We start from the raw sequence: 13,509 nt of genomic DNA, 5'->3' as shown, positions 1-13,509 counted from the left end.
TGACCCTTGACTATTGACCAATGAGCAAAACCATCGTTGTGAAAATCGGCACTTCTAGTCTGACTCAACCAGAAACTGGACAATTAGCAATTTCCACTATTGCAACTTTAGCGGAAACTCTCTCGCATCTGCGGCGACAGGGACATCAGGTAATTTTGGTTTCTTCTGGGGCTGTAGGAGTGGGTTGTGCGCGCTTGGGTTTAACAGAAAGACCAAAAGCGATCGCACTTAAACAAGCAGTAGCAGCAGTGGGACAAGGACGGTTGATCCGCGTCTATGATGATTTATTTACCACCCTGCAACAGCCAATAGCTCAAGTATTGCTGACTCGTAGTGACTTGGTACAGCGTAGTCGCTATCTGAACGTTTACAACACCTTTAAGGAATTGCTGGAACTAGGTGTAATTCCTGTGGTCAACGAAAATGACACCGTAGCAGTAGAGGAACTAAAATTTGGTGATAATGATACTCTATCTGCTTTAGTTGCTAGCTTAGTACATGCAGATTGGCTATTTTTGCTCACTGATGTAGATCGACTTTACTCTGCCGATCCTCGTTTTGTACCTGATGCTCAGCCAATTGCCCTAGTTAGTAGTATCAAAGAATTAGAAGAACTACAAGTGCAAACAGGCACTCAAGGTTCTCAATGGGGTACAGGTGGTATGGTAACGAAAATTTCCGCAGCACGAATTGCCACTGCTGCTGGTGTTCGTACCGTAATTACCGAAGGTAAGTGTCCCCAAAATATAGAAAAAATCTTACAAGGTGAACCAATAGGAACTCATTTTCAACCCCACTTAGAACCAACATCTGCCCGTAAACGCTGGATTGCCTACGGTCTAGTGCCTTCTGGAAAATTGTATTTAGACGAAGGCGCTGTAGTCGCAATTTCCCAAGCAGGCAAATCTCTATTAGCTGCTGGTGTTACTGCCTTAGCAGGCGAATTTGATGCTCAAGATGCTGTAGTGTTATGTGACTCTAAAGGTAACGAAATTGCAAGAGGAATTGTCAATTACAGCAAAGCAGAACTACAACAGATTTGCGGGCGGCACTCCAGTGAAATTCCGGCAATTTTAGGGTATGAAGGTGCAGAAACTGTAGTCCACCGGGATAATTTGGTTTTGACTTAGTACGAAATTGGATAAATCTATAGCGGAATTCTGCTATCTGGTGCGCCAAATTTTGCGTACCTAAAAAACATCATAGCTTTTTTAAACGCAGAGGTACGTAGAGTTAGCGCACCAGGTAGCAGAGTGTAACCGGATTTTTTCGCTACGAATTTATGATATTTTGTACTTGGATATAGTTAACCTATGCAACTTTTATAATTAACACCACGATATTTAAGTTGAAAACATTGTTGGTTTATGGTATTTTTAGCCTGATGAATTTCGTAAGGAACTCCTCGATAATTATATTTTTGACTATTATTTGATACTGGTAATTGAGTAGCTTGAGATTGATAACGAATACCACGATAAGATAGATGCATATTTCCTCTAGAAATTAGTGATTTTTTGATTAGTTGCTATATAACTAATCAAGCTCTTCTGAGGATTTTACGAAAAAATTTTATGAATTTATGTAAACTAATAGAGGACAAAAGATTAGTTATTAGTTGATAACTAATAACTGTATAGACGCGATGTTCCTCGCGTCTCTAACTGATAACTGTCTTACCTTGTCAGCAACTTTCGTCGCAGTTGATCCAAAGCACTACAAGCACTGAGATGACGAATTAAAGATCTACTCCGCCCTGCACCCCAACGATATTCAAAACTCTCCACTTCGCCGTTTGGTTTTGCCAAACCAATGTAAACTAAACCTACTGGCTTAGTCTCAGTCCCACCAGTCGGTCCAGCAATACCAGTAATACTCAGTCCCCAATTAGTGCTAAGACGCGATCGCACACCCAGCGCCATTTGTTCTGCTACAGTAGCACTAACCGCCCCAAATTTTGCTAAATCTTCAACATTGACACCTAAGAGATTAATTTTGACTGAGTTATCGTAGGATATTACTCCACCCCAGAAGTAATCAGAACTACCAGAAATTTCTGTTAACATCTGCCCTAGTCCCCCACCAGTACAGGATTCTGCTACAGCAAGGGTTTCTTGGTCTCTACGCAGTAAATCACCAACAACGGAAGCAAGGGTGTCATCATCAGCACCGTAATAATCCAGTCCAGCAATATCTTGGAGTTGTTTCTGTACAGGGGCAATTAATTCTTGTGCGGCGGTTTCAGAAGCGGCTTTTGCTGAAATCCGTAACTTGACTTCTCCCTTGCTAGCATAAGGGGCTACAGTTGGATTGGTTAAATTAAGATAAGCAGCGACTTTTTCTGCTAAAGCAGATTCAGCAATGCCCCAAAACTTTAACATCCGACTGTAAATAGTTTCCTTACCCCAACCAAGGTTTTGCAAATAGGGTACTGCGGTTTCTTCCCACATCCGTTGCATTTCGCTTGGTACACCAGGGAAGGTAAATATTGTTAATCCTGGTTGGGGTTGCCAGATGATACCTGGTGCTGTACCAGTATGATTAGGTAATATCTCTGCTCCTTTAGGTATCAAAGCTTGCTTGCGATTGCTGGGTGACATTTGCCGACCGCGTTGAGCGTATTTACGGGCAATATCTTCGATAATTTCAGGGTGTTCTACTAAAGGAGTGTTAAAAAAATCGGCAATAGTTTCGCAGGTAAGGTCATCTGGTGTCGGGCCAAGACCGCCTGTAAAAATTAATATTTCTGCTCTTTGAGTTGCTATTTCAATAACATGCTTGAGTCTTTCGGGGTTATCTCCTACGACTGTTTGATAGTAGTGAGGAATCCCTAATTTTGCTAATTGTATTGCCAAATATTGAGCATTGCTGTTAAGGATATTTCCCAACAGCATTTCAGTACCAACACAAATAATTTCTGCACTCATGAGAGGAATTAGGGATTGGGACTAGGAATTGGGGATTAGGAGGACAAGGAGGACAAGGGAGAATGATTTAACAAGTCTCTTCCCAATCCCCGATCCTGATCCCCAATCCCCTATTTTAGGCTAACGCTGGTACAGGAATTATCAAGTGCGGGTACAAGGGGAAGCGATCGCACAGTGCTGCTACCCTTCGCCGACAATCAACAGCAACACTTTCGGAATCTGGGTTTAATAGGCGATCAGCAATAATATTACCAATCTCTGTAAAGTCTGCCACTTCCAGACCCCGTGTGGTCATAGCTGGAGAACCTAATCTCAAACCACTGGTAACAAATGGTGACTCTGGATCAAAAGGAACTGTATTTTTGTTAGTAGTGACATTTACCACACTTAGATACTGTTCCGCTTGTTTACCAGTCATGCCTATGCTACGTAAATCTACGAGAATAAGATGATTGTCTGTTCCATTAGATACTAACTTTAAGCCACGATTTTGGAGTTGCATAGCCAAGGCGCGGGCATTGTCAATAACTTGAGCAGAATAAGTTTTAAATTCTGGTTTTAGTGCTTCTCCAAAAGCTACTGCTTTAGCAGCGATAACGTGTTCTAATGGTCCACCTTGAGTACCAGGGAAAACAGCTTTATCTAGTTTTTTACCCAATTCCGAATCATGGGTCATAATCAAACCACCTCTAGGCCCCCGTAGGGTTTTGTGGGTAGTTGTTGTTACGACATCACAATAAGGGATGGGGTTGGGGTGTAAGCCAGTAGCAACTAAACCGGCAATATGGGCAATATCTGCTAGTAAGTATGCACCAACTTCATCAGCAATACTGCGGAACTTTTCAAAATCAATGACACGAGGATAGGCAGAATAACCACAAATCAAGAGCTTTGGACGCTCCCTTAGCGCCAGCTCTCGAACTTGGTCATAGTCTAGTTGTTCTGTTTGTTGACTAACACCATAATGAACAACCTTAAACCATTTGCCCGACACATTCACAGGTGAACCGTGGGTGAGGTGTCCGCCGTGAGACAAGTCCATCCCCATGATCGTGTCTCCTGGTTCTAGCAGACTTAGAAAGACGGCAAAATTTGCTTGTGCGCCAGAGTGGGGTTGTACGTTTGCATGAGCAGCACTAAACAGTTGTTTAGCGCGATCAATCGCTATTTGCTCTATTTGGTCTATAAATTCACAACCGCCATAGTAACGTTTACCTGGCAAACCTTCAGCATATTTATTTGTCAGTACTGAACCTTGTGCAGCCAGTACAGCCGCAGAGGTAAAGTTTTCACTTGCAATCAACTCCAAATGGTCACGTTGACGTTGTAGTTCTTTGTTGATTAAATCCGCAACAGCAGGATCATAGGAGGAAAGAAAATCTGAATTAGTCAGAGTCACTTTTAGCTGTCCTTAATGGCAATTTGTATCCAAGTAGGTTGTTGGTTATTACTAGTTACTAGTTAGTAGTTAGTAGTTGACCACTAACCACTAACGACATGTTTATTTACGCCAACCTATTTATCAAGTATGAACCATTGCTGGTATTTATTGGTTCTCATGAATTTATGTATTAGTTTTTACTACAAAAAAGATTATCCAACATACAATTAACTTAAAACCTACTAAAACTAGTTTTCTTGGGTTGTTATTAACTGCATATTTTCAAACTAAGTTTGGAAACTGAGCAATAGATATCTGATGGATTTAACAGATAAGTGATCTCGCAAGTGTAGGAGATAGATTGTTAAATACAACTGCTACTAAATTAGAATCTACAATCCACAATATCAACTTTAGAGGAAATACAGGGAACTATTGAGGAGTTTCAGGAGGGATTGGATGCTAGTAATTTTAATGGAGGATCAGATCCTTGCCCCTCAGCAAGTTTGTCAATCTTGTTTACTCGCTGATAGTAGTGGTCAACCTCGTTGGCGTCAAGGTCAACTACGCTGTGGTCATACAGTTAGTAAAATATCTGAGCGTCAACCAGTTCAGTATGAGTGTATGATGGGTTTTCGCATTGTTAATATAGAATGAAGCTAATTTAGTGGAAATAATCAACTACTCAACTGCGTTATTCTAGGTTCATGTGACTATTGAATTTTAACCATAGGAGAGCGCAGTATGACTTGGCGTGGGTCTACAACAGTTAAAGACAGGATTTTTGCTTGTTTGCCTTATTTGCTTCCTGTTGTTGAAGTTTTTGCATATGGTCAATTTTTTCTCACCCAGTTTCCACCTGTGCAATTTTTATTTTTGCCCTTGCTGCCATTATTGAGAATTTATTATGGCGTTCGTTATGCTGGATTGATTATTTTCTTTGCTTTATTTATCTTTGTAGTGCGAAACGAAAAAATCAGTCATTTTATTCGTTTCAACACTATGCAGGCAATTCTGCTGGACATTATAGTTTTCTTGTTTGGTATCCTAACTGATGTTGTTGGATTGCTTCCTGCTGGAGATTTTGCCGTCCAGACTTTATACACTACTGTTTTTCTAGGCATAGTGGCAGCATGTGTATATTCTATGATCCAGTCGCTGTTAGGGCGTTACGCAGAAATTCCCGCCATTTCTGATGCAGTATACATGCAACTACCACGCTAGCTATCAACTACCGCTACTGTGTTTTCCAAGCGACCAATGCCTTCTATTTCTACACGGACGCGATCGCCTATATTTAGAGATCCAACTCCCACAGGCGTACCTGTCAGCACAACGTCCCCCGGTAATAGTGTCATGATCTGACTGATGTAAGACACAAGGTAGTCTGGGGGAAAGACCATTTGGTCTATAGTGGCAGATTGTACAGGAGTAGGCTCTTCATTTAAGAAAGTCTGTAATCTGGCTCCTGGGCTTAATTCACGGACAATCCACGGGCCAAGGGGACAAAACGTATCAAAACTTTTTGCTCGTGTCCATTGACTATCTTTCTTTTGTAAATCTCGCGCTGTAACATCATTGGCGATGGTATAACCCCAAATTTTCATCTGGGCTTCTTTAGGTGTGCAATTAAAAGTGCGATCGCCAATAACTAATGCTAATTCTCCTTCATAGTCTACTCGTTGTGACTGTGATGGATATTGAATTTTTGCTAACGAAGCAATTACAGATGTGGGCGGTTTGAGAAAAATTAGTGGTTCAGCAGGTACCTCAGTTCCCATTTCCGCCGCATGTTCCGCATAATTTTTGCCGACAGCTATGATTTTTGAAGGTGCACAGGGAGCCAATATCTCATAATCATCTGGTTCTAAAATCAAATCCGTAGGTTGACCTTGTAACCAGGGTGGAGCATCCAGCACCTGCACTTTCATGGAAAGTTGTAGCAAACCATAGTAAATCTGCCCTTCTGGATTTTGAACTCGCACAAAGCGCTGCGCCATAACCTTGATTAATACCTCTATTTGTAATCAAATCGCTTCTCAAGTCAATTGTCTACAGTCCAAAGTCTATAAACTCATGACTAACTTTTACCAGTATCAGAAGTGGTGTGCCGAATTACCTAATTAGCAAGGGCAAAAGACATGAGGCGAGTTGAAACTGTATGCAGTTTCAGCTTGATCTCTCGCACATAAAATCCAAAATTGTTATTACTCACCTCCTTGTTGAATCATATTTTAATTTCAGTCTTAAAAAACGCTACACTCAGAAATTGTGTAAAACTCCCAAATATTAAAAATGGGATTTCACACTGCACAACTTTCCTGTATGATCGTAGTTCCTTGTTGCTGTATATACAAATAGGTAATTGTATAAATTAATACGATAAATTCCTATTGAATCAGCAGCCACATAGTCCATAAGGAGATGGAAAACATGCAAACTGTTTATGAAACAATGTACATCCTGCGTCCTGATTTGGGGGATGAACAGGTAGAGCAAATCATTTCTAAGTATGAGAACTTGCTACGGGAACAAGGAGCTGACAATATCCAAAGTCAAAATCGAGGCAAGCGTCGTTTAGCTTATGAAATTAAAAAGCAAAGAGATGGCATCTATATCCAGCTGAACTATACTGGTCCAGGCAAAATGATTGCGGTGTTAGAACGTGCCATGCGTCTGAGCGAGGAAGTGATTCGCTACCTAACAATCAACCAACAGGTACAAGAGCCAAAAGCCTCTACAGAAGCAGCATAGGTGGTTAGTGGTTAGTTATTAGTGGTTAGTGGGTATAGACGCTATGTTCCTCGCCTCTGTACATTAGTGGTTAGTGGTTAGTTGTTGATAGATTATATTGTTTGCTAGAACACAGTAACTAATTACCACTATCCACTATCCAGTACAGATGCAATGTTCCTCCCCTCTCTACCTACTAAGCACTATCTACTAACGACTAACTATTTATTTTCAAAAAAGTAAAAAAAAATTCGTTTTTCCACTTGCCGATTTCTCCGGGAATGCTAAATTAACTAGTACTTGGAAGTACTAGCTAAAAGCAGTACAACCGCGTTTATACCTAAAAGGGGAAAGATTATTCACTGGAGCTAGTTGCCACTGTGAGCCAAACTGATAACTCCAATATTCAAGCTCTCTCTACAGAAGTATCGAAGTTGCGTCAAGAATTGCAACTTCGTGATCAATTAGTGCAACAGCTGTCTCAAGAACTGTTCCGACTGGTGAAGGGTAACACTAACTTTATGCCCCAGCCAGAAATGTCTGAGCGTTATCAAAGTCAGCTTCAAACATTGCGAGAACAATTACAAGCAGTTGAACAACAAGTAACTTTTTATCAAGAACAAATTGCAACTCGAGACGCCGAAATCTATCAGTTGCGTCAGTCGGTGCAAGAACTAACCGATCGCAGCCGGATGTTAGAGCAAGTAGTACAGGAGTTACCACAAATTTATCGTCGTAAGTTTGAAGAGCGTATGGCTCCTGTCAGAGAAAAAGTAGCAATGCTACAACGAGAAAATCGCCAGTTACAAGCTGAACTGCAAAGCGTGAGTTATCGTTTGGCGCTAAAAACCCGTACAACTTCTCACAGTGGTATAGATCTACCAAATTTTCCGCCGATGGCATCCGATGCAAGTAATATTTCTACTGTGCAAAATGCCTAAACTTTAATTTTGGCTACATCAGCATGTGGCAGGGCAATTTTTATGAATATTAGATAATGGTTGTTTTTGGTTATTTAGTAGTACTGATAGCCAAAATACCAATTACTAAGAGAATCAACAGCTCTAGCCAAAAAGTTTACAGGAAAATTTATTCCCACGCTAGCTATTTCGGGTAGTTTATGAGGTGCGAAAGCCAATACTGCAAAGCCACTGCTTGACTGTGCCAATTTTAAATTTTGGATTTTGGATTAAGGTTTTTCGGTTCATACCCCTTTGTAAGGTGGTACAAATCTAAAATCGCAAATCTAAAATCTCCAAGCTGCATTCCTTCATGAATGCAGTAAATCTAAAATCGCAAATTTAAAATCCAAAGTTGATTGACTTAACCATTAGTTTTCATTTTGTGGAGTGGCACTTTTAACGTACCAGCAACATACTGCTTTTGTTCACAAAACCCGATATTTCTTCTTGATTATCAACAATTTCAAATACTAAATCCAGTTTAGTTATTTCTAAAACTAACCTCACAGGTGTTTGTACATTGCACAGTACCAGACGACAACCATTTTGTCGTGCAGCTTTAAAACCATTAACCAAAGCCACTAAGCCAGAACTATCCATAAAATCCACCTCAGCTAAATCAATTACCCAGAGTTGATCACGTTCTGGTAATAATTCAGCCATCTTTTTGCTTAAAGCCATACCACCCTCTAGATCCATACGTCCTTGAGGTTTAAACAAGACAACTTGGCGTTCTGATATGAGAGTCATAAATGTTCTTTGGGTAATTGAATCAATAAGAAAACAAAAAACAGGCATAAAAACTGCTTTCTTGACAACCGTAAAAATATTGTTTATCCAAAAATTTGGTAACTTACAGCAGTACGGTTGAGACGATTTTTTTCAGTATTCATGCCGTATAATTTTGTCTTAACTTTCCCAATATAGGCATAAGCATCTGAGAATTTCAGTAGTATTCGTATCTTTTACAAAATTTTTATATTTAACCTGGTTGTTTATAAATTTTTAATAAAAAGTTTTCGCTGAATTTCAGTAGGTGTACTGATGTGGTATATAGTTAATCTACAGAAATTATGTCTATTTGCGTCAAAACAAATACTAATATATTTCTAGGTAAAAAATAAATTTTTAAAAAACTCCTAATAATTCAAGCTTTTAAGCAGACTTGATCAGAAAATATCATAATTATTTTGTAGCATTTCTATCCTGTGATTTTATTAAGATTTGGATATTATCTATGTCTTGACTGATGAGTTTGATAAAAATTTTTAAGTTTTACAGATACTTGACTAAAGTTTATGTGATTCTTAAAGGCTCGATTGACACAGCATCAAAAAACAAGCCAATATATAGTAAAAGTAAACATTTGTAAAGGCTGCGGTGCTGAATGTCTTTGGAATTTATCTCGTTAGAAAATATCCAAAGGATTGCTCATGAATATGGATACTGGGCAATTTTTTTCGGAATATTGTTAGAGAACTTGGGCATTCCCATTCCTGGTGAAACCGTAACCCTAGTCGGTGGGTTCCTAGCTGGTAGTCATGAATTAAGTTACTGGCTAGTTCTAGGTGATGCTGTTACGGGAGCAGTGATTGGTGGTATTTGCGGTTATTGGATTGGTAGAACTGGCGGTTGGCCAATGCTAGTGCGGCTTGGCAGCCTGTTTCGATTCTCTGAAGCCCGACTATTGAGTATAAAAGAGCAGTTTAGTGAAAATGCAGCAAAAGCAGTCTTTTTTGGGCGTTTCTTAGCCTTATTGAGAATTTTTGCTGCACCTATGGCTGGTATAGCTGAAATGCCTTTTGGAAAATTCTGTTTTTATAACATATTAGGGGCAACTGCATGGGCTAGTGTGATGGTGACACTATCATTCTTTGCTGGTACAGTCGTCTCTTTAGAACAGTTAGTTGCTTGGGTAAGTAAATTCGCGATCGCTGCCTTACTAATTCTTGCAGCTTTTATCATTATTCCCTTGTGGTTAGAGGCTAGACAAGCTAATAACCCAGCAGGAGAGTGATGGAGTGATGGGGAGTGTGAGGAGTGTGAGGAGTGTGAGGAGTGTGAGGAGAATAATATATATATAACAGTAACTAATTCCCCTTGTCCTCCTTGTCCTCCTTATCCCCTTTCTTTCCCCGATCCCCTATCCCCGAATGTGCTGTGCCCAAATCCGAGTTGGCAGACCCCAAACGTAAATGAAGCCTTCCGCTGCCTTATGATCAAATTTGTCATCGGCTCCGTAAGTTGCCAGGTCAGGAGTGTACAAAGAATTTTCCGAATGACGCCCAACGATGGTAGCGTTACCCTTAAATAACTTCACCCGAATTGTTCCAGACACTTGCTCTTGGGTTTTTTGAATAAAAGCATCTAGGGCTGCTTTCAGGGGGCTGTACCACAAGCCGTTGTAAATCATTTGGCTGTAAGTTTCTTCAATACCCCGCTTGTAATGGGTAACATCTGCTGTGAGAGTCAGACTTTCTAAATCACGATGGGCTTGAATTAATATCACCATTGCGGGAGATTCGTAGATTTCCCGTGATTTAATTCCTACCAAACGATTTTCGATCATGTCGATGCGCCCAACACCGTGATTTCCTGCAACTTGGTTGAGTTGTTCGATTAATTCAATGGGTCTTTTTGTTTCACCGTTGAGGCTGGTAGGAATACCTCTAGTAAAACCAATTTCAATATATTCTGGTTCGTTAGAAGTATCAGCGATCGCTTTTGTCAATAAATAAATTTCTTCTGGTGGTTCCATTATGGGATCTTCCAGAATACCTGCTTCGATACTCCGACCAAGTAAATTGCGGTCAATACTGTAAGGAGAAGACTTTTTCACAGGTGCAGGAATGCCAAACTTTTCTCCGTAGGCAATAGTTTCTTCACGACTCATACCCCATTCTCGTGCAGGTGCAAGAATTTTCAGATTGGGGTTAAGGGCTGCAACAGATACATCAAAACGCACCTGATCGTTACCTTTACCAGTACAGCCGTGAGCGATCGCATCAGCACCGTATATTTCTGCTGTTTCTACCAAAACCTTAGCAATTAAGGGACGGGCTAAGGCTGTTGCCAGAGGATAACGATTTTCGTAAAGCGCATTGGCTTGAATGGCAGGAAATGCATAATCTTTTACAAAAGTGTCTTTGACATCTGCCACTAATGACTCACTCGCACCTGATTTTAGGGCTTTTTCTCGGACTGGTTCTAATTCATCTCCCTGGCCCAAGTCTGCTGCGAGGGCAATTACTTCTTCTACGCCCCACTCATGCTTGAGGTAGGGAATGCACACCGATGTATCTACTCCGCCAGAATATGCCAGGACAACCTTTTTGGCACGACTCATCAGCTTCTCCAGTCAAAAACAAATAATCGAGTCAATATTATATCCAATTGACACTCACCTGGCTAAAGCTAGAGTGATTCTTAAGTTTACAAGTACACTAAAACATCAAAAACATAAGTTTTTAGGAAATAATGGAACCGACCATCGACCAACTTAAAGCTTTTTTCCGATTATGCGTTCGCACAAGCAACCTGCTACGGAATATAGAATTAGTTAGATTTGATCAAAGAACAGGCAGAATCGTAGTTTGAATTGGGGAAACCATCCAAGTAGAAATTCTTAGTAATGGAGAGGAGATCATAGGATGAACGACTATTTAAATTTGTCAGAGAAAGAACTACGGGAATATGTCAAAGCCAATCCTCAAGATGAAGAAGCATTTCAGCATTTCCTCAGCATCATAAGAGCCAAGCCAGGGCGGGTAGTGGTCAGTACTGATGAACAACTAGAGGCAGAGCTTAGAAAAAGACTAGCTCCATAAAATAAAAATTCAAAATCATTATCCACTCCGAGGTATACGCTCAATCTCCGCATATCCACTGAAAATTAATCTTTTTCCTTCGGTTTCTAAGCGATTCAACCGCATCTTGACTCCATCCAAGTCAAAGCGATCCAAATCAACCATGTTATCCAGAATTTCGACTAAGGCCATACTCAAGTTTTGGGAAAGTTCTCGCTGTGCTTCTGGTACGTGTTCAAGCTCAATTTCTGGATTGGTAAAAGAAATACGCCGTCGCCTTTCAATACCCACAGCTACAGTCATACTCATGGGTACGAGTTCACCGTTGTTTAAATCTGCTTTTGCCAAAATTCGCAGGCGATTTTCCGGCAATAGTTCTACTTGAACTTCATTGAAAGAGACTGGCTTACCACCAGATAATGCAGTCAAAGCAGGTAAGGATTGGTTCAACAATCGCTTTGTGACTAGTTCTGCTTTGAATGCTTGGTTGATACCTGCTTGTGTCAATACAACTTGAGCGATCGCTTGTGTCGGTTGTCTCAAACGCAGTTTGCCACTTAAAACAGAGCTAAAGTCAATAGCGACAGCATCGGTTTCTATAAAAATTTCTTCAGCAGCAAAATCTCTACGGATAACCAAGCCCCGGCCTTTCATTGTGAAGCTATCAATACTGCCTTGCAATAGCTTGCTGGAAGGGTGACAGCGGACAAAGACTTCTACTGACTCGCTTTTGGTGAACAGGTGGCGAATTGTTTGGGTAGCAACAGTATTGAGCATCTGTTCTCCCCAGTCTGTGCCTTTTGGATTTGTTAAACCAGTAAGTCCGCCGAACATTGGGTTGATGTCTCTAGAAGTTCTTTGTATTTTTGTAACAAATTGTGAAGATAACAGCAACCATCTAGTGATTGATTGTGCTGATGGTTATGTGTGAGATAGTCGCTTGCATTAGATGCCTGTGAGTCAGAATGATAGACAGTTAATACCTTTGCGTGGTAGCTGGAGCAGTTTGTAGTATTCAATTTAGCGTCATTTCCATGCATTAATTATTCTGTAATTATTTATTTAAATAATCATGAATATAGATTTTTTATATAAAAAGTGATGAATTGTTAGTTTTATCAATGTATGATTTTTACTAGGGTAATTATACTGAAAGTAAAATAGTATTTTCAAGTTTTCTCTGGGAAAATATATAGCCAAATTAATTGTAGTGTTGATTTTTCAATATCAGAAGTCAGGGATGTGGACACCGTGAATTTTCACAACTCAAATAGTATTGCGATCTTTACATCTTTATACACTAATAATATTGCGTTACGTTAGTGCTAACGTAACGCATCTTCATAAATGCTAATTTTCTCAAAATGTTAAGGTATCTCCTCACAATAATTAACTCATCTGTTGCTGTAATTTGTCATGCTCTTGCTGCTCAATCTCATAATTCTTACCATCAATCATGTTGACTTGATATTTGGCATCATGCCCTCCAAATATTCCTAAAAAACCTGGGTCTTCTTTTTCTATTTCTACGATTTCAGAAATTGAATCAGGATTAATTTCAACGCTATGGCCATCTGTTGTTTCTACTTTGATTGTTTTCATAGTGCTACACCCCTGTATTGAGACAGATGAAATAGTAATTTATTCCTAATTTTAGGCTAGCTCATGTATAATTTTGCAGAGAAAATCAGCAGAGTATA

16 protein-coding genes are annotated in these 13,509 nt (G+C 40.0%); 8 read left to right on the top strand and 8 right to left on the bottom strand.

What is annotated here, in order from left to right:
• The first annotated feature begins 20 nt into the window (after positions 1-20).
• Positions 21-1,130: a glutamate 5-kinase gene (gene proB / locus RS893_RS02655; RefSeq protein ID WP_315789710.1), complete on the top strand. Its 1,110-nt coding sequence runs from the start codon at positions 21-23 to the stop codon at positions 1,128-1,130.
• A gap of 176 nt (positions 1,131-1,306) precedes the next feature.
• On the opposite strand, the gene RS893_RS02650 is transcribed toward proB, so the two are convergent.
• The 3 genes from RS893_RS02650 to glyA form a co-directional block, all read right to left on the bottom strand.
• Positions 1,307-1,492 (bottom strand): DUF4278 domain-containing protein, encoded by a 186-nt coding sequence (locus RS893_RS02650; protein ID WP_315789709.1) that lies wholly within the window; start codon positions 1,490-1,492, stop codon positions 1,307-1,309.
• Positions 1,493-1,676: 184 nt separating this feature from the next.
• Positions 1,677-2,927: a competence/damage-inducible protein A gene (locus RS893_RS02645; RefSeq protein ID WP_315789708.1), complete on the bottom strand. Its 1,251-nt coding sequence runs from the start codon at positions 2,925-2,927 to the stop codon at positions 1,677-1,679.
• 115 nt (positions 2,928-3,042) lie between these two features.
• Positions 3,043-4,326, bottom strand: coding sequence for a serine hydroxymethyltransferase (gene glyA / locus RS893_RS02640; RefSeq protein WP_315789707.1), 1,284 nt, complete (start codon positions 4,324-4,326; stop codon positions 3,043-3,045).
• A gap of 441 nt (positions 4,327-4,767) precedes the next feature.
• Between glyA and RS893_RS02635 the strand changes: the two genes are divergently transcribed.
• Together RS893_RS02635 and RS893_RS02630 are read left to right on the top strand one after the other, a co-directional pair.
• Entirely contained in the window at positions 4,768-4,965 is a 198-nt protein-coding gene (locus RS893_RS02635) for a hypothetical protein (RefSeq protein ID WP_315789706.1), read from the top strand.
• Between the two features lie 87 nt (positions 4,966-5,052).
• The gene (locus RS893_RS02630; protein ID WP_315789705.1) at positions 5,053-5,532 is read left to right on the top strand and encodes a Tic20 family protein; all 480 of its coding nucleotides are present in this window, start codon (positions 5,053-5,055) and stop codon (positions 5,530-5,532) included.
• On the opposite strand, the gene RS893_RS02625 is transcribed toward RS893_RS02630, so the two are convergent.
• Positions 5,529-6,308 carry a fumarylacetoacetate hydrolase family protein gene (locus tag RS893_RS02625; protein WP_315789704.1) on the bottom strand — a complete coding sequence of 260 codons (780 nt, stop codon included), beginning with the start codon at positions 6,306-6,308 and terminating at the stop codon, positions 5,529-5,531. The genes RS893_RS02630 and RS893_RS02625 overlap by 4 nt on opposite strands.
• A gap of 433 nt (positions 6,309-6,741) precedes the next feature.
• Here RS893_RS02625 and rpsF point away from each other — a divergent pair, with 433 nt between their 5' ends.
• A complete protein-coding gene (gene rpsF, locus RS893_RS02620) occupies positions 6,742-7,062 on the top strand; it encodes a 30S ribosomal protein S6 (RefSeq protein WP_016865724.1) in 321 nt (106 codons plus the stop codon).
• Positions 7,063-7,421: 359 nt separating this feature from the next.
• The gene (locus tag RS893_RS02615) at positions 7,422-7,982 is read left to right on the top strand and encodes an Npun_F5560 family protein (protein WP_315789703.1); all 561 of its coding nucleotides are present in this window, start codon (positions 7,422-7,424) and stop codon (positions 7,980-7,982) included.
• A gap of 417 nt (positions 7,983-8,399) precedes the next feature.
• Here RS893_RS02615 and RS893_RS02610 read toward each other — a convergent pair whose 3' ends face one another.
• Complete coding sequence (locus RS893_RS02610) at positions 8,400-8,753, bottom strand: STAS domain-containing protein (RefSeq protein WP_315789702.1); 354 nt, start codon at positions 8,751-8,753, stop codon at positions 8,400-8,402.
• Positions 8,754-9,390: 637 nt separating this feature from the next.
• Between RS893_RS02610 and RS893_RS02605 the strand changes: the two genes are divergently transcribed.
• Positions 9,391-10,020, top strand: a complete 630-nt coding sequence (locus RS893_RS02605) for a DedA family protein (RefSeq protein WP_315789701.1) — start codon at positions 9,391-9,393, stop codon at positions 10,018-10,020.
• Between the two features lie 126 nt (positions 10,021-10,146).
• On the opposite strand, the gene RS893_RS02600 is transcribed toward RS893_RS02605, so the two are convergent.
• Positions 10,147-11,349, bottom strand: a complete 1,203-nt coding sequence (locus tag RS893_RS02600) for an argininosuccinate synthase (protein WP_315789700.1) — start codon at positions 11,347-11,349, stop codon at positions 10,147-10,149.
• A gap of 131 nt (positions 11,350-11,480) precedes the next feature.
• Between RS893_RS02600 and RS893_RS30195 the strand changes: the two genes are divergently transcribed.
• Positions 11,481-11,600 (top strand): DUF6888 family protein, encoded by a 120-nt coding sequence (locus RS893_RS30195; RefSeq protein WP_396336415.1) that lies wholly within the window; start codon positions 11,481-11,483, stop codon positions 11,598-11,600.
• A 53-nt stretch (positions 11,601-11,653) separates the two neighbouring features.
• On the top strand, positions 11,654-11,830 hold the full coding sequence (locus tag RS893_RS02595) for a DUF6887 family protein (RefSeq protein ID WP_315789699.1): 177 nt from the start codon (positions 11,654-11,656) through the stop codon (positions 11,828-11,830).
• 18 nt (positions 11,831-11,848) lie between these two features.
• Here RS893_RS02595 and RS893_RS02590 read toward each other — a convergent pair whose 3' ends face one another.
• Together RS893_RS02590 and RS893_RS02585 are read right to left on the bottom strand one after the other, a co-directional pair.
• A complete protein-coding gene (locus tag RS893_RS02590) occupies positions 11,849-12,643 on the bottom strand; it encodes a DUF2993 domain-containing protein (protein ID WP_315789698.1) in 795 nt (264 codons plus the stop codon).
• Between the two features lie 555 nt (positions 12,644-13,198).
• Positions 13,199-13,411, bottom strand: coding sequence for a hypothetical protein (locus RS893_RS02585; protein ID WP_102173843.1), 213 nt, complete (start codon positions 13,409-13,411; stop codon positions 13,199-13,201).
• Positions 13,412-13,509: the final 98 nt, after the last annotated feature.

It is taken from the genome of Fischerella sp. JS2, from assembly GCF_032393985.1.
Lineage (GTDB): Bacteria > Cyanobacteriota > Cyanobacteriia > Cyanobacteriales > Nostocaceae > Fischerella.
The sequence above is the reverse complement of the archived record's forward strand: the minus strand, read 5'-3'. Positions and strand labels throughout refer to the sequence as shown.

Coding starts and splice junctions, on each gene's coding strand:
- proB (WP_315789710.1), top strand. CDS start 21: ATGAGCAAAACCATCGTTGTGAAAATCGGCACTTCTAGTCTGACTCAA.
- RS893_RS02650 (WP_315789709.1), bottom strand. CDS start 1,492: ATGCATCTATCTTATCGTGGTATTCGTTATCAATCTCAAGCTACTCAA.
- RS893_RS02645 (WP_315789708.1), bottom strand. CDS start 2,927: ATGAGTGCAGAAATTATTTGTGTTGGTACTGAAATGCTGTTGGGAAAT.
- RS893_RS02635 (WP_315789706.1), top strand. CDS start 4,768: ATGCTAGTAATTTTAATGGAGGATCAGATCCTTGCCCCTCAGCAAGTT.
- RS893_RS02630 (WP_315789705.1), top strand. CDS start 5,053: ATGACTTGGCGTGGGTCTACAACAGTTAAAGACAGGATTTTTGCTTGT.
- RS893_RS02625 (WP_315789704.1), bottom strand. CDS start 6,308: ATGGCGCAGCGCTTTGTGCGAGTTCAAAATCCAGAAGGGCAGATTTAC.
- rpsF (WP_016865724.1), top strand. CDS start 6,742: ATGCAAACTGTTTATGAAACAATGTACATCCTGCGTCCTGATTTGGGG.
- RS893_RS02610 (WP_315789702.1), bottom strand. CDS start 8,753: ATGACTCTCATATCAGAACGCCAAGTTGTCTTGTTTAAACCTCAAGGA.
- RS893_RS02605 (WP_315789701.1), top strand. CDS start 9,391: ATGTCTTTGGAATTTATCTCGTTAGAAAATATCCAAAGGATTGCTCAT.
- RS893_RS02600 (WP_315789700.1), bottom strand. CDS start 11,349: ATGAGTCGTGCCAAAAAGGTTGTCCTGGCATATTCTGGCGGAGTAGAT.
- RS893_RS30195 (WP_396336415.1), top strand. CDS start 11,481: ATGGAACCGACCATCGACCAACTTAAAGCTTTTTTCCGATTATGCGTT.
- RS893_RS02595 (WP_315789699.1), top strand. CDS start 11,654: ATGAACGACTATTTAAATTTGTCAGAGAAAGAACTACGGGAATATGTC.
- RS893_RS02590 (WP_315789698.1), bottom strand. CDS start 12,643: ATGTTCGGCGGACTTACTGGTTTAACAAATCCAAAAGGCACAGACTGG.
- RS893_RS02585 (WP_102173843.1), bottom strand. CDS start 13,411: ATGAAAACAATCAAAGTAGAAACAACAGATGGCCATAGCGTTGAAATT.